At 41.2% G+C, this 21,513-nt stretch carries 21 protein-coding genes; 3 read left to right on the top strand and 18 right to left on the bottom strand.

The window, feature by feature from the left end; all coding sequences use genetic code 11:
- Nucleotides 1-1,365 carry a TrkH family potassium uptake protein gene (locus tag GW828_RS12010; RefSeq protein ID WP_273059084.1) on the top strand — a complete coding sequence of 455 codons (1,365 nt, stop codon included), beginning with the start codon at nucleotides 1-3 and terminating at the stop codon, nucleotides 1,363-1,365.
- A 238-nt stretch (nucleotides 1,366-1,603) separates the two neighbouring features.
- On the opposite strand, the gene GW828_RS12005 is transcribed toward GW828_RS12010, so the two are convergent.
- The 10 genes from GW828_RS12005 to GW828_RS11960 all read right to left on the bottom strand — a co-directional run bounded on the left by GW828_RS12005 (nucleotide 1,604) and on the right by GW828_RS11960 (nucleotide 13,331).
- A complete protein-coding gene (locus GW828_RS12005) occupies nucleotides 1,604-2,167 on the bottom strand; it encodes a sugar O-acetyltransferase (protein ID WP_273059135.1) in 564 nt (187 codons plus the stop codon).
- Between the two features lie 111 nt (nucleotides 2,168-2,278).
- Nucleotides 2,279-2,683 (bottom strand): hypothetical protein, encoded by a 405-nt coding sequence (locus tag GW828_RS12000; RefSeq protein WP_182698466.1) that lies wholly within the window; start codon nucleotides 2,681-2,683, stop codon nucleotides 2,279-2,281.
- 113 nt (nucleotides 2,684-2,796) lie between these two features.
- A complete protein-coding gene (locus GW828_RS11995) occupies nucleotides 2,797-3,177 on the bottom strand; it encodes a VOC family protein (RefSeq protein ID WP_273059133.1) in 381 nt (126 codons plus the stop codon).
- Nucleotides 3,178-3,280: 103 nt separating this feature from the next.
- On the bottom strand, nucleotides 3,281-3,976 hold the full coding sequence (locus GW828_RS11990) for a DUF5677 domain-containing protein (RefSeq protein WP_182757090.1): 696 nt from the start codon (nucleotides 3,974-3,976) through the stop codon (nucleotides 3,281-3,283).
- Between the two features lie 57 nt (nucleotides 3,977-4,033).
- A complete protein-coding gene (locus GW828_RS11985) occupies nucleotides 4,034-4,432 on the bottom strand; it encodes a hypothetical protein (RefSeq protein WP_273059130.1) in 399 nt (132 codons plus the stop codon).
- 136 nt (nucleotides 4,433-4,568) lie between these two features.
- Nucleotides 4,569-4,973 carry a hypothetical protein gene (locus tag GW828_RS11980; RefSeq protein ID WP_182698470.1) on the bottom strand — a complete coding sequence of 135 codons (405 nt, stop codon included), beginning with the start codon at nucleotides 4,971-4,973 and terminating at the stop codon, nucleotides 4,569-4,571.
- Between the two features lie 893 nt (nucleotides 4,974-5,866).
- Complete coding sequence (locus GW828_RS11975) at nucleotides 5,867-7,153, bottom strand: peptidoglycan DD-metalloendopeptidase family protein (RefSeq protein ID WP_124016112.1); 1,287 nt, start codon at nucleotides 7,151-7,153, stop codon at nucleotides 5,867-5,869.
- 312 nt (nucleotides 7,154-7,465) lie between these two features.
- Nucleotides 7,466-11,164 (bottom strand): AAA family ATPase, encoded by a 3,699-nt coding sequence (locus GW828_RS11970; RefSeq protein ID WP_273059128.1) that lies wholly within the window; start codon nucleotides 11,162-11,164, stop codon nucleotides 7,466-7,468.
- Entirely contained in the window at nucleotides 11,161-12,504 is a 1,344-nt protein-coding gene (sbcD, locus tag GW828_RS11965; protein WP_273059126.1) for an exonuclease subunit SbcD, read from the bottom strand. The genes GW828_RS11970 and sbcD overlap by 4 nt, the downstream gene beginning before the upstream one ends.
- 65 nt (nucleotides 12,505-12,569) lie before the next feature.
- The gene (locus GW828_RS11960) at nucleotides 12,570-13,331 is read right to left on the bottom strand and encodes a TSUP family transporter (RefSeq protein WP_124016115.1); all 762 of its coding nucleotides are present in this window, start codon (nucleotides 13,329-13,331) and stop codon (nucleotides 12,570-12,572) included.
- A 260-nt stretch (nucleotides 13,332-13,591) separates the two neighbouring features.
- Between GW828_RS11960 and GW828_RS11955 the strand changes: the two genes are divergently transcribed.
- Nucleotides 13,592-14,269, top strand: coding sequence for an SDR family NAD(P)-dependent oxidoreductase (locus tag GW828_RS11955; protein ID WP_124016116.1), 678 nt, complete (start codon nucleotides 13,592-13,594; stop codon nucleotides 14,267-14,269).
- A gap of 15 nt (nucleotides 14,270-14,284) precedes the next feature.
- On the opposite strand, the gene GW828_RS11950 is transcribed toward GW828_RS11955, so the two are convergent.
- On the bottom strand, nucleotides 14,285-14,482 hold the full coding sequence (locus GW828_RS11950; protein ID WP_273059123.1) for a hypothetical protein: 198 nt from the start codon (nucleotides 14,480-14,482) through the stop codon (nucleotides 14,285-14,287).
- A gap of 96 nt (nucleotides 14,483-14,578) precedes the next feature.
- On the opposite strand from GW828_RS11950, the gene GW828_RS11945 reads away from it, so the two are divergent.
- Entirely contained in the window at nucleotides 14,579-14,785 is a 207-nt protein-coding gene (locus tag GW828_RS11945) for a hypothetical protein (protein WP_273059121.1), read from the top strand.
- 99 nt (nucleotides 14,786-14,884) lie between these two features.
- Here the strand turns inward: GW828_RS11945 and GW828_RS11940 are convergent, their stop codons facing one another.
- The 7 genes from GW828_RS11940 to zipA form a co-directional block, all read right to left on the bottom strand.
- Nucleotides 14,885-15,271 (bottom strand): ribonuclease E inhibitor RraB, encoded by a 387-nt coding sequence (locus tag GW828_RS11940; protein ID WP_182698474.1) that lies wholly within the window; start codon nucleotides 15,269-15,271, stop codon nucleotides 14,885-14,887.
- A 10-nt stretch (nucleotides 15,272-15,281) separates the two neighbouring features.
- A complete protein-coding gene (locus tag GW828_RS11935; RefSeq protein ID WP_124016120.1) occupies nucleotides 15,282-15,515 on the bottom strand; it encodes an RNA-binding S4 domain-containing protein in 234 nt (77 codons plus the stop codon).
- Between the two features lie 50 nt (nucleotides 15,516-15,565).
- Nucleotides 15,566-16,372 (bottom strand): SDR family oxidoreductase, encoded by an 807-nt coding sequence (locus GW828_RS11930; RefSeq protein ID WP_273059118.1) that lies wholly within the window; start codon nucleotides 16,370-16,372, stop codon nucleotides 15,566-15,568.
- Between the two features lie 27 nt (nucleotides 16,373-16,399).
- Complete coding sequence (locus GW828_RS11925) at nucleotides 16,400-17,599, bottom strand: HD-GYP domain-containing protein (RefSeq protein WP_182698476.1); 1,200 nt, start codon at nucleotides 17,597-17,599, stop codon at nucleotides 16,400-16,402.
- A gap of 153 nt (nucleotides 17,600-17,752) precedes the next feature.
- Nucleotides 17,753-18,274, bottom strand: coding sequence for a DUF2919 domain-containing protein (locus GW828_RS11920; protein ID WP_273059116.1), 522 nt, complete (start codon nucleotides 18,272-18,274; stop codon nucleotides 17,753-17,755).
- A 66-nt stretch (nucleotides 18,275-18,340) separates the two neighbouring features.
- Complete coding sequence (gene ligA / locus GW828_RS11915; protein ID WP_273059114.1) at nucleotides 18,341-20,353, bottom strand: NAD-dependent DNA ligase LigA; 2,013 nt, start codon at nucleotides 20,351-20,353, stop codon at nucleotides 18,341-18,343.
- Nucleotides 20,354-20,454: 101 nt separating this feature from the next.
- On the bottom strand, nucleotides 20,455-21,507 hold the full coding sequence (gene zipA, locus GW828_RS11910; RefSeq protein WP_273059112.1) for a cell division protein ZipA: 1,053 nt from the start codon (nucleotides 21,505-21,507) through the stop codon (nucleotides 20,455-20,457).
- Nucleotides 21,508-21,513 lie beyond the last annotated feature (6 nt).

The raw sequence follows: 21,513 nt of genomic DNA, 5'->3' as shown, positions 1-21,513 counted from the left end.
ATGATTTTATGGCATCCCTCTATCACGCCTATTGAGCGAAAACCCAAAGCGGGTAAGAAGTTATTTGCAGCACCGCCGCTTATCTTATGTGGCAGCTTTGTCGTATTAATCTTGCTCGGGTCAGTGTTATTAAAATTACCGATAGCCACTTATGTCCCAATAAGCTGGCTTCAAAGTATCTTCACTGCTACCTCAGCGGTAACGGTAACAGGATTAGTCGTTGTTGATACCGGCACGGTTTTCACGCCTTTTGGTCAGATTGTTATTGCCATATTAATTCAATGTGGTGGTTTGGGTTTGATGACGTTTGCCATTGTGACCTTAATCGCATTAGGGGGTAAGATTGGCTTTTTACAAAGTACTGTCGCACGAGAAGCATTTAATCAAACCGACTCGTCAACCTTAGTTTCAACAGCGAAATCAGTGATCATTTTTGCGCTCATTGTTGAATGCATTGGTATGCTGATTTTGACCCTGTATTGGCGTAATGAATTAGGTTGGGAAAAAAGCCTATTTCATGGCTTTTTTTATACTATAAGTGCATTTAACAATGCTGGTTTTGCACTCAGTGCGGACAGCTTGATGCCTTACGTTGATGATGTAGTGGTGAATATAACGATTACGTCGCTGTTTGTTATTGGCGGACTAGGATTTTCTGTTTGGATTGATCTTAATCGAAATCGAAAATGGGCGCGTTTAACTGTCTATAGCAGAATGATGATTTTGGGAACCATTTTCATTAATGCAATCGCTGTTATCCTGATTTACCTTATTGAATATGATAACCCAAATACATTAGCGCCATTGAGCGAGTCTGGAAAATGGTTAGCGTCTTGGTTTCAAGCATTAACCCCCAGAACCGCGGGCTTTAATACACTGGCGATTGATCAACTTGAAGATGCAACTACGGCAGTCATGTTGATGTTAATGTTTATCGGTGGCGGCTCGATGAGTACAGCAAGTGGCATAAAAGTGGTGACATTTATGATTTTAATATTAGCCACTTACTCCTATTTTAGGCGTGATGAAGCGGTTTACGTGTTTAAACGTGAAATTCCAAAAGAAACCGTCAGCAAAGCGTTTGCGTTAACCATCATGTCTATCGGAGTCAGTTGTTTAGCCATATTTTCTTTGTTACTCAGTGAGAAAGCCCCTATGTTGGATATCATTTTTGAGGCAATCTCGGCCCTAGGTACAGTTGGCTTATCAAGAGGTTTAACTGCCAATCTGTCTAGCGCTGGCGAACTTATCATTATCTTCCTGATGTTTATGGGACGCTTAGGACCGTTAACATTGGCCTATTTCCTCGCGAGCCCTCGGACTACCAAGCTGCGTTATCCATCAACCAAACTGGCTATTGGATAACTTATATCAACAAAGATTAGACAACCGAATATCATTTTTTGATTATAAAGTTTGATCACTTTCAAACTCACTTTTGGACATTTCCGAGTTGGAACATTAATGTTAATTCGTGAGTTTCAGGTTAAATTTTCTATGTGTAACGAATAGTTAAGAGGAAAAAAATTATTGACTAAAATTAGCGACGAAGGAGCAAAAGCCAACGGTTTTTTGTCCTTTTAAACGACTTATTATGAGTAAGTTACACCGTAGTTGTAATCTGTTTAATTACTTTCGCAGGATTACCACCGATGACAACATTGCTACCAAAGCTCTTTGTAACTACTGCCCCTGAAGCAACAACTACGTTATCACCTAAAGTCACTCCAGGATTAATTGTTGCGTGCCCCCCAATCCAGCAGTTATCTCCGATAGTAATTGGTTTAGCAAGTTCTAGTCCGCTATTTCTCTCAATTGGGTCTAAGGGGTGGGTTGCAGTATAAATGCCTACTTGTGGTGCAATCATACAATTGTCGCCAATTCGAACCTCTGCTACATCTAAAATAACACACCCAAAGTTAACGTAAAAATTTTCTCCAACGTGAATGTTAGAACCGTAATCACAGTTAAATATTGACTCAATATGTATATTTTTACCCGTACTACCGAACAGAGACTTTAATAATTTAGTTCTTACCTGTAAATCTGCTACAGAGGTTTGATTTAACTTCTCTGTCGTTAGGCGAGCACTTAATCTCATCTCAACAAGTTCTTTATTGCTAGGATCATACAATTCCCCTGCTAGCATTTTTGATTTTTCTGACACTTGATGAAGCTCCTTAATACAAGATTTACTCATAACACCCCAAGCAGCGGAAAGCGCGAACGCTGTGGCGCAGCCAGTGACTGATTGTCCGATAACTTGGTTTGTTATGTGTTACCAAACTCGTACCTTTATTTCTAAATAAATGGAGGTTTCGTCCAACTCTCCAGATGGCATAATTGTAATTGACTTGGTTTCAACTAATTTATCGACCGCTACAGCTTCATGCAACCAGAAGTCTTCACGATCAATAAGTTGTTCTGGATATCCACCGGCACTGTGGTAGTCGTTATCTAATATTTCGATGGAAATAACATCAACCAATTCACCATCTTCAAGCAAGGGACCTGCGTGGCTAATCTTCCCGTTTGTAATTTCAAATTCAGAAGACTCCCACCACTCATCTGAACCCACAAGAGGGTTTTGATCGAAAAAGCTGGGAAAGGCAGCAGCAATTTCTTCATTTATATCTGTTGCCCACTCACAAGATTCTGACTTAAGGTCAAAAATTATTGTCACAAAACCTCCAGTAACACATAACGCCCGCCGATGCTGCAATTATGAGTGTTTTGCAACGAAGTTGCAGCGAGTAATGTCCAAGCCCAACTTGTTGGGTGAATATAAGGCGCTTGTTATGCACGTTTGTCTACTTTCCATGGTGGGTTTAAACGATTTTTACCAGCCCAATAAAGCTTTATTTTATTACCAGACGGATCTTTAATTATCGCTTCTTTCCAAAGATAACGCTGTTCTGTTGGTTCTTGTTCAAAGACAATACCTTTTTGTGCTAGGTTTTCACATAGTTCTTCAAGGTCTTCGTGCTCGAAATAGATAACTGAATGATTTTCAAATTTGTCGTTTTCGAGAGAAAGAGAAAAGGTAGAATCGCCGTCTGGACAAGAGAAACGAGCATAATGGGGGGTATCAACTATTTGAGTGAAGCCCAGCTTTAGATAAAACTGAACAGCATCTTCCATATTTTTAACGGGTAAAGTTACCTGATTAAGTTCCATCTATCCTCCAAGTGCATAACGCTTTGCTAAGCGGCTATAAATGGCTGGCTATAATAACGAGGAACGAGCACAGCCAGCTGTTTGTGTCAGTTTAAGTAACTTGTTATACGAATTTTCTGCATAGAGCCTTAACTTTATCATGACTATCCATACATTTTACAAGCTCGGATTCTGAAGTATTATAAAAACTTAAAACATCGTGAGTTGAAGATATTGCAACATTAATTGTGGATGACAAAATAAAGAGTAAATCAGCATCACTAATTTTAGCGGTCATAACTACTCTATCATTTTCAAAATTTTTAGATGCTAATGCACTTATATTTCCGTGGGTATAACGACACAAAGTATTATAAACAGTTGAATAAAGATCTTCACAACCAGCTTTTTTGAAGCGTTCAAAGATATTAATACTATTAGTTTTTTCTTCTTTTAAGTTTTCAATATGTTTGGGACTTGCTTTAGCTATACCCTTGTAATAAGGGTTAGACTCAGAATGTTTTTTTAAGTTTTTATACATAGAGTCAGCTTCCGCTGCCATGATATTTTTTACATAGTCCTCATCTGAAATTAAACACCGAAGATCAACGAATGACTCCAGAGTACTCCGCATTAAAATCTGAGGTGAAACAAAACAATCACTCTTAACTAATACAATGGTTTCTTCACAAAGTGAATTTATTCTTACCCATAAAGCCAAAATAAATTTTGATCTGTCATCGGTAAAATTTAAACTTTCCAAATAGATATTTCGAAAATCACAAAATTCATCCCATATTTGATAAAACGACGCTTTCATAAATGCCTATTCGTATAACGCCGCAATTTGCACACGGAGTTCCGCAAGATTACCTTGTTAAATGCTGAGTTCAATGATTTCACCATCTTTATTTATATATTGAATGCCACTATATTTTTTAGTTGTTCTTGACCATTTAGCGGTTGCCTCAACAGGAAGTTGGTAGTCATTACTTAACAAAAAATTAGACATACTTTCAATATCTTTTTGCTCAGGTTTGACGACGCCATACCAAAATGAAAACCCTTGATCATTTGCTACTAAAGTAAATGATGACGCACCATCGTAAATACCTAAGGCTACCTTTCCATTTGCGAACTTAAATTCAGCCAACTCTAACTCAATGGTGTCTGCTGAGAAATCAGGATGGGTATCTGGAATTACATGTTCAAAAGCATCGAAGCCTTCTTCGTCATTTTGGTAAAAGCACCATCGATGAGACTGTAGATCTTCCAATGTTACTTCTCCAATCAGTTTAGGCTTGCACATATTATTGCCATTTAACGCCTTACTAATGGGCGCATAAATGCTTGGCTAAAATTAGCGACGAAGGAGCACAAGCCAAGCGTTTTGCGTCCTTTTGAGTAACTTGTTATAGCTCGCGTTCCCACGGTATATCTTTAGCTACCTTTACACCCTGATAATTGCAATTTACAAAATATTCAAAGTCCAACCGTTTACCATTAATTGTTAGGTTGCCAACAGCTTCGTTGCAATCCTTGGTAAATTTAATGTACCTCAGAATGTTGTTTATTTGGACTTTAGTACCTTTAGGTAATAAAACTATCAGTCTCCCGCTAGCGCAACAGTCTGATTGGCGCACTAACGCACTTTTAAAAAAGCTAAAGTTATGTTCGTTGTTTTCAAACAATGCCATGTCTTCGGTAAGATAAAAGTCTCCACCAATATATTCAGGATAATGATGTGACATGTTTTCGGTTTTTGCTGCACATGCTGCTACTAGCATGATTGATAGAAAAACGAGAATCTTACGCATACTTTCCTTGAGAGCTATAACAGCTTATTGAACGGCTCACCCGATAAAGTCGGCTGTTCAAATTATTGATTAATAACATCCTACATTTTTTATCTTATTGATGTAAAACAATAAGTTATTATTGAACCATAAAAACAAATCGAGGTTGCACGATAAAAGTGGCTAAAAAATGATAATTATTTTAAATAAATAACTATCAACAACTTAGGGGGTAACGAGATTATTCCATCATACTACTTTCGTTTACTTATTCATCGTTCTCATTCAATTTGCCCTAAAAACTTATTATAACTGTATATAAAAACAGTTAACCAATATGTTCATTAAATTAACCATAAATGGTCTTTGCTACAGAGGAATTATGATCTTTTTTATTAACGAGAAATGATGACCCATAAATGAAATAGAACGCTATTCCTAACTTGGAACGAGGCAAAACCAAGTTAGCTGTTAACTTAACATTCGTACCAAATGAAGCTAAATCGAAGAGATAGCATGAACCAGTGTAGATGCGACTGAGGGTATCGAAAACAGGGACGTTTTCGTTAAGCGGCCATGGATAGCGTAAAGCGTCCCGAAGCAGTATCTGCACATAAGTCCACTGCAGGTGATTGACTGTAATGAAGGCACAAGCTTCAAACCCATTTAACCAATACCCACTCAGCTAAATACGACTCAACCAAACATAAAAATGCCAGTTTAGCGGCAATACTGTAATGGCTATTTGCTAATGGCCAGGAAATACATGCCCATGCATAATGACATCAGCGTAACTAAATACGGTGTATGATTAAACTTAAGAAATAAAACAAAAATGCAGCCATCAGGCTGCATTTTTATTTTGTACTAACGCTAAGCAATTGAGATAAATAGCGTGGATTAATCGAGGTTAATTAGCCTAAATCCATCATCATGCTTCGGCTTTTAACCAAAGCTTGAAAGGCTTGCAATTGCTTTTTAGGTAATACTTTGGCTTCTGCGATATTGGCTTTCATCGCGTCAACAGGGCGACCATTTACAATGAATTCATAATGTAAATGAGGACCTGTTGAAGCACCGGTATTACCCGATAGGGCAATCACTTGACCACGAGTCACTCGTTGTCCTTTTTTAACCAAAAACTTCGACAAATGTAGGTAGCGAGTGCTGACTTTATTATCGTGTTGAATCACAACATAGTTACCCGCAAAAGGATGCTTAGTCACCAAGGTCACCACACCATCACCGGGAGCCACAACAGGAGTGCCAATTGGAGTTGCAAAGTCGGTACCATTGTGAGGACGCACGCGGCCTGTAATAGGATGTTTGCGATTAGGGTTAAAGCGAGAACTCAAACGGTATTGTCTATTAAGCGGTACACGTTGAAAAGCTGGGGTTAAACTTTGGCCTTGGATGTCGTAATAGTTGCCATCAGTGTTTTGAAATGCGGTTATGTCGCGACGACTGGTATTAATCCTAATACCTTCAATCGTTGTCATCCCCGTTAGTTCACCTTCAACGAACTGATCATTTACCAAAACCGAAAAGGTGTCACCTGCATGTAACTCGCGTGAAAAGTTTAATTTCGACTTTAATAATGATTCGACTTTTTGAATTTCAGCAGCACTTAAACCGGCTTTTTTAGCTGACACATAAAAAGAACCATTTATTTCGCCGCCGACGATACGATTTTGCCAAATACCATCAATATTAATGTCATTTACAGCGTAAGTTCCGTCTTCAAAACGAGTGAAAACCACTTGATGAGCAGGATTAAAATATAACTCTAACTTATCAAGTTCGCCGTTCGCGTTATCCCAGAACTGGATACGGTTACCGGGTAACAAAGTATCTAACGCTAACACTTCTAAATCAGCCTCAAGGACTTTGTACATGGTTCGTTGGTCGATACCAGCTAACTCAAATAACTGACTTAAAGTATCACCACTTTGGATCACGCGGTCTAAAATTGGCGATGTCGGCTTAACAATTTTCAAGGTACTGTCTTGCTGAGCGATATGTGGCAATAGTGAATCGATATCAATAGCCACGGGAATTCGTTGAGATGAAAACTCTTGTTGTGTTGGCCATAATAAGGCGGCACCGACAACAAACACGCTTGCTAGCAAGAATTTCTTGTGCAAGTTTGGTAAGTTCAATTGACTTACCGATGGCCGTTGGAAGGCCATTATTTTACTCATTAGCAATGTTTAATCCACCCTAAAAGATGACGTTTTATATTTATTGTTTTTTCTTTTACTGCAAACTGTTATTGCGATACTGAGAATAAAATGAGCTAACACGTTACGTTTAGGTCATTTTTGTCATCAATATGGCCTAATATTTGATACTTCGCAGTCCGGTAAAAACAGCTTAAAACGCGGGCTTCTGTACTCAAATTGCATTTCAACGCTCTTTTATATCAAAAAAAAATCATATTACAAATATAAAATGTTATTTAATTAATATTAATTTTGAACTCAATGGCAGTAATAACGGGAGTTTGAGGTAGATCAACTGCCGTTAATCGCAAATTCATGCTGTAATTTACTTATACCAAGACCATTCATTTTATTCACTTTTATCTGCACGTCGATCCGCTCTTTCATCGCTTCAATATGGCTAATCACGCCTATCATTTTGCCCGATGCATTTAAATTATCTAATGCATCGAGTGCGGTATCTAGAGTTTGGCTGTCTAAGGTACCAAAGCCTTCATCCAAAAACAGTGAGTCAATGCTCGTTTTATGACTTACCAAGTCAGATAGCGCTAACGCAAGCGCTAGGCTAACCAAAAAGCTTTCACCGCCAGACAAGGTTCGGGTATCGCGAACGGCATCACCTTGCCAGGTATCGAGCACTTGTAACTCTAATGCATCCGACTCTTTGCGCTCTAATAAGTAACGGCCCTGGAGACGTTCAAGCTGTCGATTAGCTAACGCTACTAAATGATCTAAAGTAAGCCCTTGAGCAAATTTGCGGAACTTATCGCCTTTTTGTGAGCCGATGAGAGCATGCAAATAGGCAAGATCGTCATAAACTTGCAGTGATTGCGCCTGCTGTTTTAACAGTTGCTGCTGCCCTTCTCGCCTACTGGCATCAAGTTCGAGCTCGTGCGTTAAGCGCCACAAGGTTTGGGTTAATTGTTGATGCTCTGAATCGAGCGTCTGATGCTGCTGTAATATTTCACCTTGTTGGGCTAAATCATAACGATGTTGTTGCCCAAGCTGCATCAACTCAGTTTGGCGCGCAACGGCCTGCTCAACCAAGGTTTTGGCTTTAACAATTTCATTGTCTAATTGCTGTTTAAGTTGTTGCAATCGATAACGTTCATCCGCGCTAAGTAACGCTTGCTCAAAAGCCTGTCGATCATCAAATGGACTAGCATGTAAGGCACTCATCCATTGGCGGTGTAATTGCTGCCATTCTTGATTAACTTGTGTTGTCTGAGTTTGGGTGGCGCTTTGCTGCGCACTTAAGCTAGCAAGATGTTTATCCGCTGCTTGTAATTGCTGCTGTACTGTCGCTAATTGTTGCTGAGCTTGCTCTAATGCTGTTTGGCTTAGCTGTTTTTCATCCTCAATCACTTTATCTGCAAAAATAAGCTTACGTTGTGCCTGTAGGTTGCTAAGCTGCTGTTGTGCATTATCGAATTGCTCTGTCACTGCACTTAACCTTGTACTCAAATCCTCCGCTTGCAGATTATTGGCCATGAGCTTTTCAGCCGTAATACTCAATTGCTGCTGATTATCATTTGCCTGCTGCTGCGCTTGAGTCCAAAGCTCGAGTTGCTGTTGTAACTGGTTTAGCCAATCCACGGCATCGGCTATTGTCGGCGCCGTTAACCCTGTGGCGATAATCTGCTTTTCAAGCCCGTTGAGTAATGACGTTTGCTGCGCAGTCACCGTCTCCACTTGCTGCTGATGACTGAGTAAACCTTGCTGCAAGTTATCAAGCTGTTGTTGTAACAGCGCTTGCTGATTAATCAACTCAGCAAGCACTTGTTGAGCTTGCACCACATACTGCTGATGCTTATGTAAGGTTTTTTGACATTGGCTAAGCTGAGAGATTGTGAGCGCTAATTGCTGTTGCTTGGTTTCAGTTTGGTCGATGTAATCGCTTAATGCGCACTGCTGCTGCAAATCCAATTCAAGAGATATTGATAAAGCCTCTGTTTGCTGCTGCCACTGATGAACTATGGCTTGGATGTCTGCTTGAGTTTGAGTTAACTGTTGTTGCGTATTGTCATAATTAATTTGCAGCGCCGTTTGTTGATGTTTAAGTTGCTCACCTTGTTGTTTAATCGCGTCAAGCTCAGCCTGCAACTGTTGTGCTCTTTGTTCTGTCGCTGACACATTGAGTGTTTGGTAGCGCTCAACTAACGGATGCTCGGTTGAACCGCATAAAGCACAAGGCTCACCGGCTTTAAGTTTGGCACGTTCTATGGTTAAACTGGCAATTTGCTGTTCTTGATGTAATAACATTTGCACATCTTTAACTTGCTGATTTTTATCACTCCACTGGCTTCTTACCCCAGAAAGAGACTGCACCAGAGCTTGCAACTCAGTCTCAAATTGCACCGAATGAGCAGTTAACTGCTGGCATTGCTGTTGCTGGCGGATAAATTGGCTCAACAACTGGGTTAATTGATAGCGTCCCGCTTGCTGCTCAATCAGTTGCTGATAATCAGCATTAATTTGTGCTTCATCTTGGCCGGCCAATAATGCTGCTAATGCTTTTTGGCTGTCTTCTTGCTGTGATCTTGCTTGAGCAAGCTCAGTTTGAGCTTGTTGTATTTGCGGCGCGAACGCCCCTAGCGTCAGCTGATTGTGCTTGATCGCATCTTGTTGCTGCGTACATAGGCTATTAATCTGGCTCAGCTGCTCGCTAAGTTGCACAACTTGTGTGTACTGGTTTTGCCAAGCGGCAAACTTTTTAGCCACTTCCTGGCCTTGTGGCAAACTCTCGAGCTGGTGCTGAATGTGTTGCTTTGCGGCGGTCAGTGTCTGTTGCTGCACTAATAAATCTTGTTGTTGCTCGCGCGTCTTTTGTTGCTGCTCATGGGTTTGTTGATGAGTTAATTTAATGTGGTTTAATTGATAATTGTGTTGATGGATCTGCTGATCCAACGGCAACACTTGCTCATCAATTAATGCCAGTAAAACGTTATGTGCCTGATTAACATTTTCAAGCTGTAGTAGGCTTTGAGTCTGCTTATGTTTATGCTCTTGCAGTAGCGTTTCAGCTTGCTCGGTTTGTTGACTTAATTCACTCAACTGCGCCGTTAATAGTTGCGCTTTTTCGTGCGCTTTCTGCTGTTGTTCAAATAATGGCAAAATCTGCTGCGCAGGTTCACTGCGCTGTAATTGCATTAACGCGTCACTGTGTTGTTGCTGATGTATTAGCGCCTGTTGCTGCTCAGCCTCAAGCTTAGCTAATGACTGCTGGGCTTGCTCAGAACTATTGGCCCAGGTAATAAACTGACTTAATTGAGTCAGCTGTAATTGTTGCTGCTGCAAGGTTTGGCTATATTGTTCAATCTGGTCTTTGTGTTGCTGTATTTGCTGTTGATCAAACAACTCGACACTGCCAAGTTTTGCCTCAAGCAATTTCAAATTGGTTTTGGCTTCGCTAAAATGCTGGTGAACTCGTTCTGAGATCAGTCCATAAATTTCGGTGCCGGTGAGCTCTTCTAACAATTCAGCACGATCATTGGCATCGGCATTCAAAAAAGCCGCAAACTGCCCTTGAGACAACATCATTGATTTGGTAAAACGAGCAAAGTCGAGGCCAGTAATTTGTTCAATTAATTCTGTTTTACGCTTTATTTGGCTGGCAAGAATTTTACCGTCACTTAGCTGTGCCAGCTCCACTTGTGCATCTTGCAGATTACCATCGGCTTTATCACGCGAGCGCCTTTGACTCCAAAAAGCACGATAAGCAACGCCTTTAACTTCAAACTCAACTTCGGCTAAACATTCAGCGGTGCCTCGCGTCATTAACTCATTAGTGGTTTTAGAGATATTATTTAACCGTGGCGTGCGATGGTAAAGCGCTAGGCAAATAGCATCCAGTATGGTGGTTTTACCCGAACCTGTGGGCCCAGTAATGGCAAATAAACCGTTTTCAGCAAAAGGTGATTGGGTAAAGTCGATTTTCCACTCATTTTTAAGCGAGTTAATATTTTTAAAACGAAGGCTTAAAATTTTCATGACTGTTCACCGTCTGTCGCACTTTGTGTAACAACCTCAGTGTTAACCTGATGAGACATAGTCTCTTGCAACACATGACTTGCAGCGGTTTCTTGAGTATGTCGCTCAGACTCAACCTCAGCAACCACTTGGCTAAAGCGCTGCTTAATGCGACCTAACTGCGCCTGCTGCAACTCACTGTCAAATGTTTCTTGAGCTAAACGTCGAGCAAAGACCTCATCAACACTTAACTCAGATAAGGTTTCATTATCTAACTGTTTAATATGTTGTTGACGTTGGCTACGGGCACGTTTTAATTGCAATACCTCAACCGCTTGACCTTGAGTCATGTCGGCGATACGCGATTGCAGATCTGAGAGGTAATCTTGCTGCGAGACTTCAATGCTTAACCAAGTCATGGTTGTGGCATCGGCTTGCACAGCAAATGCACTTATCTGTTGTTCAATACTGTCTAAGTCGCCTTTGAGCACCTGCATCGGCTGAAAAATGGGTACAAGCAACGGCGTAACCTGGCTGAGTGCGGCATGGCTAAACTCAACCAGAAATACCGATTTATTTGGCGTATTGTCGCTTGATAGCTCATCAAAACTGAGTGCAATAGGTGAGCCGCTATAACGAATATGGGCAGATTTCGCCACCACTTGTGGCCGATGAATGTGGCCTAAGGCAATGTAATCTGCGGCCGGGAAAAGTGCCGCGTTAAAGGCATCTAAACTGCCAATATAGATATCACGTACGGATTCAGAAGTACTTGCACCAACAGTGGTTAAATGGCCGGTCGCAATAATAGGCACTGGTGTTGCCAGCCTTGTATTAACAAGCTTTGCTTGCTCAAAACAACTTTGATAGAGCTCACTAATGGCATCACCTAATTTGCGTTGTTTATCGATTGAAGATTCACCAGATTCACTTAACACCACATCTCGTGGGCGTAAAAAAGGTAACGCACATAAAATAGCTCCTACTTCACCCATGCGATTTTTTAGGGTAAAGACATGCTCTTCAACACGTTCGAGAGCCCCTGGGATAACCACGGTATTAAGGCAAGCTAACAGGTTTTTAGATTCATTTAAGGTTGATACTGAATCGTGATTACCACCCAGTAAAATTAGCTGACAACCTGTTTGTTGAATTTGAACAATGAATTGATTATATAAGGCGCGGGCATAGCTTGGCGGCGTGCCAGTATCGAAAATATCACCCGCAACAATAACGGCATCAACTTGATGAAGGTCGATTTGCTCAAGTAACCATGCCATAAAAGCTTGATGCTCGGCTGCGCGGCTTTTGCCATAAAAATATTGGCCGAGGTGCCAATCTGATGTGTGAATAATGCGCATAACATCCCTTTTAATCAAAAACGCTTAATAATGGCGTGAGTAAACCCGAATTGCCGCTATTACGATCACATATATTGCGACCACAATAATTTACCGCTCATTCCCAATGACATGATCACCACCAAAGGTTTAATAATTTTAACTCCTTTAGTGACCACAAGGCGTGAGCCTAATGTGGCACCAATGGCCTGGCCTACCAGCATAATTAATCCTAATATCACCGCCACTTGACCACCAATTAAGAAGAAAATGAGCGAAGCAATGTTCGTGGCAAAATTGAGGAGTTTTGCATGCGCAGTGGCTTTAGCTAAACCAAAACCGGCTAATGAAACAAATGCCAAGGCAAAAAAGCTCCCAGTACCTGGGCCAAAAAAACCATCATAGAAGCCAACGCCTAATGCAGCAGTAAATGCAAATACGCTTGGCGTGAGAATTTGTTGGCGGTCTTGCTCACTGATTTTTTTAGACAATAAAAAATAACAACCAATGGCTAAAATCAAAAAAGGTAACACTACCTCTAACAGTTTCGCGTCGATCATTTGTACTAATATGGTGCCAATTGAGGCACCGATAAAGGCGCAAATCAACGACAGTTTTATACTGCGTAAATCGACCAAGCCTTTACGGACAAAATATAGACTTGCAAAAAAACTCCCACCACAGGCTTGTAACTTATTGGTGCCTAAAGCCGCTGCTGGCGGCAGCCCAGCCCACATCAATGCCGGAATGGTGAGTAACCCCCCCCCACCAGCTATTGCGTCAATAAAACCTGCAATTAAAGCAACAGCAAACAAAATAACGCCGAGTTGGAGCGTGAGTTCAAACATGAAAGTTCTCTATAATGGCAACAAATGTGAAGTCAGTAAGACAATAATAAGGCGTTATTAGACAATCTTTAACGTCAAAATACAAAGCGTTCCGAGTTATTTATTCGATTTAACTTAACTAATCGCTACTCGCATAAATAAATGATTATCAAACAGCTCAATGTTTGCATTGATTATCGTTTTAGGACACTGGCACTTTGCGCTTCAGTTGTGCATTGATATAGTAGCCGACCTAATGAACACTAGCTGAAGGCTTTATTATGATTGTTATTACCGGCGCGAGCAGCGGCTTAGGTGCCGCATTGACCCATCTTTACGCTGCAGAAAAACACAGTCTGTTGATCACTGGTCGCAGTGAGCAAAAATTGGCTAATGTCATGGCAGACTTAACCCCACTTGAACAAGCTAATGTAACCGCTCACGCAGCAGACTTATGTGTGGCACAGGATGTTAGTGATTTATTTTCGCGTTTATCGACGCCGCCTAGTCGGGTAATTCATTGTGCAGGTAGTGGTTACTTTGGCCCAATTGAACAACAATCTCCACATGCGATTAATCAACTAATTAACAATAACCTCACCTCAAGCATTCTACTATTACGAGAGCTAGTAAGTCGTTATCGTCATCACAAGGTGACGGTTGTTGTAGTCATGTCGACGGCAGCGCAGGCTGGCAAAGCAAATGAGTCAACCTATTGTGCTGTGAAGTGGGCGGTAAAAGGGTTGCTTGAATCCTTGCGACTAGAATTAAAAGACAGTCCCATGAAATTAGTTGCCGTTTATCCCGGAGGCATGGCAACCGACTTTTGGCAAACCAGTGGCAAAGACATCGATACCTCAAGCTTTATGACTGCAGCAGAAGCAGCCACGATGCTTAAGCAAGCTTTAATCGCTACTGAGCATGGTTATGTGTCGGACATTACCCTTAATCGTAGTTAACAAGCCGTTTGTTGATTAAAGAGTTGGCTTTATTGACCAATACCAGCAATATATCCAACCTGCTGGAGCAAAAACAATGTTTAACACTAAGGCATAAAATCCGACAAGCGGTAAATTAGTGGTTTTACCTTTGGCAAACTTTAAGGTGAAAAACACCACAACCAAGGTTAGAACGAAAATAATTTGGCCAATCAATGTGGCATTTAAATTCATGATTTTACCCTTTAATCATCAAGCCCGTTATGCTGAAATAGCAATATCGTTAACTGATGATACATTTAATATTAGATTATTGATAAGGCCACCACAATGTGTAAAAAAGTCGTCGTAATACTGGTGTCGATCAACCTGCTTGTTGGCTTGTCAGCTTGCGCTGAATTAAAACACACTGGCAAAGAAATCGGTCACACCACAAAAAAAGTGACCACAGCAATCGGTCACGGTACGCGCGATGCCGTAAAGGCCATTGGTCACGAAACTAAAGAAGTCATTAATGACATAAAAGAAGATGACTAAATTTCGTCGTATAAATTAAGAAAAAGCCGTTAATGCGGGGCATTAACGGCTTTTTTTGAATTGGACAATTCAATTTTTAATCATGACTAAATGGCGATATTAGTGTTTACAATGCTCACCGTGTACATGGTCGTCATCTGCAAATTCATCATCGCCACCTTGATTTTGCATTACGCCCCAACCATCAGAAATACCGTCAAATTCTTGCGCAAAGCTATTTAACTCGGTCTCTTTACCAACCAGTGCCGCGTATTCTGGCACCATTTGCAAGCAAACAATCACTTCCCACTTAGTGTTTTCTTCATCAAAATTTAGCTCAAGCTCGCCTTGCATATCAGTTTGGCTTAATGCCTCTAACGCTGACTCTGCATCACGTTGGTCATCAAACACTAAGAAGAAATCGACTTCTATTGACTTAGTAAGATCAATACCGGCATCCGCCATTGCTGCCAACATTTGGCCATTATCATCTTCTGGGAATTGCATTTATCAATCCTTACTCTGCTGGAACAATTTCAATTGTTGTACCATTGAACGACACCATATCGCCAACAACACACTTTTTACGTTTCCGCGTATCAACTTCACCATTAACGGTAACCTGACCTTCGGTAATGACATGCTTTGCTTCACCACCACCGTTAACTAAACCAAGCACTTTGAGTACTTTGTACAGTTCTACGAATTCATCACCTTGAAGTAATGCAAACGCTTGAGTTTGAGTCGTCACAATAATCGCCTTTTTATCAAAATATATCGGCTATTATAGCCTATGCCAGTTTAGCAAGCATCAAGCATTTTAAATGGACTACTAAAGGCATATTCAAAGCCTAACTGATGGCAGATTAATTGACCGTCGATAATTTTACTGGGTTGTTCCTGTTGATTAAACTGCGGCGCAATTAATCCCAGATGCTTGGTCGCAGCAACATAAAATTCACCGCGAGTAGGATGCTCATTTGCAGTAAGATTATAAATAGCTGAGGTATCTTTACGTGACAAAATCAAGCTAACGGCAGCAATACAGTCATCTAAATGCACTAAATTTACCGCAACATTGGCACCACTCACATCGGTTTTACCCGCAAAAAAACGTCCAGGATGACGTTTGGGTCCAACTAAGCCTGAAAATCGCACAATACAGCTGTTTTGCATTGCAGAAAATATCGCTTCTGCTTGTAATAAAATATCACTGCTATCATTAAACACCACCGCATCTTGTTCGGTGACGGTTTGATCTAGCGACGGATAAACCCCTGTCGTACTAATAAAAATCACTTTTTGGTATTGGCGTTCACCGATAAAGTTTTTCAATTGAGTTAAATAAGCAAGATAGTCAGTATCACCGCGCCTTAGTCCAGGCGGTATATTAATCACGATCGCATCGGCATCGAATAAAGATGAGTGCTTTGCATCAGCAATAATATGGGCCAAATCGAGTTGATAAGCCTCAATACCCGCTTGCTGTAACTGAGCTAAATCATCAGGATCACGCTTTGAAGCTTTTACCTTGAAACCTTGTTTAACTAACTGTGTGGCTAGTGGGAAACCAAACCAACCACATCCGATAATGGTAATTGTATTCATGTGTTCTCAGTGTAACTAGGTGATGTATTAGTGATTAAAGTGGTTAAAATAAAAGCTGATTGGGCTGTTAGCTTGTAATGTTTTAATCGCGCCTTCTGATAAGTCTTCTAGCTTAATGACTTCTTTTATTTGCACATCTTCATCAATTAAAAATCGAAAGCTTGGCTCTGAACCGCTGTCATGGCAGGACCATACATGAGGTTGTTTGACATCGGTAGTCGTCATCATCACCTTGGCAATATTATCGTCGGTTAAGCGAACTATTGTGCCTGGTGGATAAATACCTAATATTTTAACTAACACCGAAATCAAATTGTTACTGTGCTTACTGCTTTGAGTTTTAAATAATATGCCCAATGCAATTTGTGGACTCTGATGTTGATGTAAAAGGATTTCATAACTATTGGCCAAAGACACTATTTGGGTTGTCTGTAAAATTTTTGCTTCGGTTAAATGATTAGGAAATCCACTGCCATCAATAAACTCGTGATGATGCAGCACAATATCCAGCATGGCTTCAGGAAACAATCCGGTTCGATTAAGAATGTCATAACCAAAGTTAGGATGCATTTTCAAAAAGTTACTTTCGTGATCGGTTAATTCACCCCGCTTGCGCCTAATGGTTTCAGGCACTTTGAGTTTACCGATATCATGAAACAAACTGCCTAATGCAATGTCACGCACCTCACTTTTAGTCAGTGATAAAGTATGAGCAATCAGCATAGAAATAACCGCCACTGAAATACCGTGCTGTGTGACGCTGATATCGGTTTCACCGCTGCCCACTAAGGTTAAATGAGGGGTTTCGCTTTCATACAAATGATCAACTAAATCTTCGACTAAAGTGGCCGCTTCCCGATAAGCGCCTTCAGGATCGCTAACGATTTTGCCAAACACGGTTCGACTATCATTAACTGATTTAAGAAAATGTTGTTGGCTAACGCGCATACTCTTTTTTGCTAATGGCCGATAATCGATTTCTTCAGCAACCACTTCTTCAGGTAATTCGATGTCTTCAGGTTCTGCAATTTGCGGCAATAAATCATGACCTTCAATCACATAAACGTATGACAAATCGAGACCTTTTATCATCTCAATTTGGACTTGTTTTTCAAGCTTAACTTTACTGCGGAAAAAAGGATGGCTAGTCCAAGATAAAGGCAGCTTAACGGTTAACCCGAGCACCATTTGCGAAACAGGTATTTTTAGTAATTCTGCTTTAGCCAAAATATCGATCCTTTTCACATTCGCCAAATGATGGCGGTAATGAAAGTGCCATTGTTACACTGACATTTTCACAAATAGAGTTATGTGTATCAAGGTGTTACATCTTTACCTTTGGTGATGATCAAATATAGTGCATTTATGCCTAGGCGTACATTATTTCGTATCTTGCTTACTCTCATCTGTTGATGACGTTGCAACTTGCACCTCGGTCTCATCTTCAGTCCAATCGGCAAAGTAGTAGTATAATCGTTTTGACTTTAATACATAAATCACTGACCAAAAAAGAAAAAGTGCGTCAATTGAATAGCCAATTTTAAACAAAAAGTCATCGTGCATCATCCGCTGGAATAAAAATATGCCATCAAGGATAAGCAATGCCCATAAAAACCAACCACTGTTCTTAAACAGTGGAATGAGTATCGGCCAACTGCGTTTTCGTTCGGCAATAATAAGTCCATAAAGCAACACGGCGCCAACGCCAGCAATTAATGCTAAGACAAAGTCGCTTTTTTCAGGATAAAACAACCGAACTAAACCCGCGCGGTCATTAAACTGAGTGAGTGAGGCGATAAAAATACACCAACCGCGGGCTAAAAAAACTAAGATTAAATACAAAAACAACGGTGGTTTAATATGACCGCGGTCATCAAGCCAAGTAATATTACTAAAATTCACAATAGCCTCTTATCGGCTGTCACAAGTATAAATAAAACACCTTTATTAGCATCAATATCAGCTCGGTTAGTTTGATCCATTGAGTAAATCCAGCAAACCTTGCTCGTCGATGACCTTAACCCCCAACTCCTGTGCTTTAGCAAGCTTAGAGCCAGCAGCTTCACCAGCAACAACACAATCGGTATTCTTAGACACACTGCCGGCCACTTTTGCACCTAAGGCCTGTAATTGGGCTTTAGCATCATTACGATTAAGTTGAGTCAATGTGCCAGTTAATACCCATGTTTGACCTTTTAGGCTTAATTGTGACTCATCGGCTTGTTCTATAACCGGCCAAGTAATACCCGCAGCAAGCAATTGTTGTATTACTTCGATGTTGTGTGGCTGAGCAAAAAATTGACGAATGTGCTTTGCAACAATGTCACCAACATCTGCCACCTCAAGTAACTGTTCCACACTGGCACTGCGAATTAGTTCAAAATCAGCGAAGTGTTGTGCCAAATTAGCTGCGGTTGCTTCACCGACTTCTCGAATACCTAGGCTATATAAAAAACGCGCCAAGGTAGTGGTTTTAGCATCTTTAATTGCAGCCACGATATTGGTCGCCGACTTCATTGCCATGCGATCTAACATGGTCACCGCAGAAGCCGTTAGGGTAAATAAATCGGCAGGGGTTTTAACTAATTCTTTATCAATAAGTTGCTCGACAATTTTATCGCCCATACCATCAATATTTAACGCTTTACGTGAGGCAAAATGCTTGATCGCTTCTTTACGTTGCGCTTCACAAAATAAACCACCACTGCAACGCGCAACGGCTTCGCCCTCTAAACGCTCAACAATACTTTGGCAAACAGGACAATGCAGTGGAAACACAATATCTCGAGCATCATCAGGGCGCTGCTCTGGGACTATCGCAACAATTTGTGGGATAACGTCGCCAGCGCGGCGAATGATCACAGTGTCGCCAATCTTAACCCCAAGGCGAGCGATTTCATCTGCATTATGCAAGGTAGCATTTGATACCGTCACGCCACCAACAAATATCGGTTTTAGACGGGCTACTGGGGTAACGGCGCCAGTTCTGCCGACCTGAAAGTCAACCGACTCCAGTAAAGTCATTTCTTCTTGAGCAGGAAATTTATAGGCTATGGCCCATCGAGGGGCTTTAGCGACAAAACCAAGAGTTTGCTGCTTAGCAATGTCGTTAACCTTGATGACTACGCCATCGATTTCATATTCAAGTGCAGGGCGTCTGGCCATAATGTCAGCATAATAAGCGTACACTTGCTCCAATGACTCAGTCACTTTCACTTCATTGCTAACCGGTATCCCCCATTGTTTTAGCTGTGTTAACTGGCCAAAATGAGTGGTTTGCATCGGTTGTGATTCACCTTCAACCACACCGAGTGCATAAGCATAAAACCCTAGTGCGCGTGCAGCGGTAATTTTACTGTCTAACTGGCGTAAACTCCCTGCAGCCGCATTACGCGGATTCACAAACACTTTGTCACCTTTGCTGATTTGACGTTGGTTTAATGCCTCAAACGCCGCTTTAGGCATAAACACTTCGCCACGCACCTCAACAAGATCGGGAAATCCTTCACCACGTAATTTAAGAGGAATGGAACGGATAGTGCGCACATTTTCAGTAATGTCTTCACCGACACTGCCGTCACCCCGTGTTGCTGCTCGCTCAAACAGACCCAAACGATAAGTAATACTCACCGCGAGACCATCGAGTTTGGGTTCGCAGACATAATCAACGCTATCGACTTTATCAGTGATACGCTTGTTAAAGGCAGCAAAGTCGGCTTGTTCAAAAGCATTATCAAGGCTTAGCATTGGTTTAAGGTGGGTAATTTGAGCAAACTTTTGCAGGGCCATACCACCGACTCGCTGTGTCGGTGAGTCAACTGACTTAAATTGCGGATACTCTTGCTCTAACTCAGTTAAGCGTTTAATTAATCTATCGTATTCAGCATCGGGAATTGACGGAGCATCATCAACGTAATAACGAATATTATGCTGATTAATAGTATGAGTGAGTTGATCCATTTCAGTTTGAATAGCGTGCATTGTGGTATCCGTAATACGAGTTGTAACCGTGATTTTCTTATAAAAATGAACAGGTATAAAACAATTAAGGCCGCTGATGCGGCCTTAATAAAAACATCAACCTACGCCGCATTGAGTCGTCGTAAATACTCTTTTTTGGTCCCATCGGTCCAAGGTTGACGTTGTCCATCTAGTAATTGTGCATTGAGATCGTCGGCAATTTGATAAGCCGAGTTCAACATAATGGTAAAGTTCATCATTGGATCGCCGTATCCAGGTAAGGTCATAAATAACACCACACCTTGAGTCACAAACTGCTCCATTTCATCTGGATCAAACACGCCTGGCTTTAACATGTTGGCAAGTGAAAACAGTACTTTACCTGTACCAGCGTTATCAATGTGACGATGAAAAATATCCATGTCACCAAATTTAAAATTAAGCGATAACAAACTTGGTAATAATTCAGCGCCCTGAATTTGTTCACCTTCTTTTGCCACGATATGCAGTACTAATACATCGGTCGGCTCTAGCGGTTCATCAGCCGGGGCATCAGCTAGCTGAGTTGAATTAGCGTTATTGTCTAACTTAACCTCAGGGTTAATCTCAGCGGCAGGTGTTGGATCTGCCATTTGCGTTGCTTTATGGGGTTCGGCTTTGGCTGCCAGAGGCTTACCGGTATAGCTTTCTAACTTGGCTGTACTGGTTGAAGGATTAAATATCTTTTTAGGTGTATTCATTGATACGCTTGGCGTCACAGCAGCTTGAAGATCATCTTCAACAAACAATGTCTGTTGTGTTGGTTGCGCAGTTTTAGCTTCAGCATGGCTAGGCTCAGATGGCTTAATCGCGGGCTGACGGAGCGAGTCTTGCAAGGGTGTGTTGGAAAGCTTTGCATCACTTGAATGAGGCTTTTGGCTTAAATTAGTTTTTAATATCGGCTTAATGACCGTCTCTTCAACCTCGCCAGGTTTACGCACGCGCACCGGGCCAATACCATCGGCGTCAAAACCGTCAGAGTCGATACGTTTAGCTTGTTCTTTATAAAACCCAGCCATAGGACTTTGTTTCATTGACTTAGGTTGTTGCTTACGAATCGACCAAAAACCGTGCACTAACACCGCAATGATTGCGATTGCGCCTAATACGAATAACACCAGTTGTAGATCTTTCATAGATTC

The organism is Shewanella vesiculosa, assembly GCF_009994065.1.
Taxonomy (GTDB): Bacteria; Pseudomonadota; Gammaproteobacteria; order Enterobacterales; family Shewanellaceae; genus Shewanella; species Shewanella vesiculosa.
Note: the sequence above shows the minus strand (reverse complement) of the source record. Positions and strands in the feature narration are given on the sequence as shown.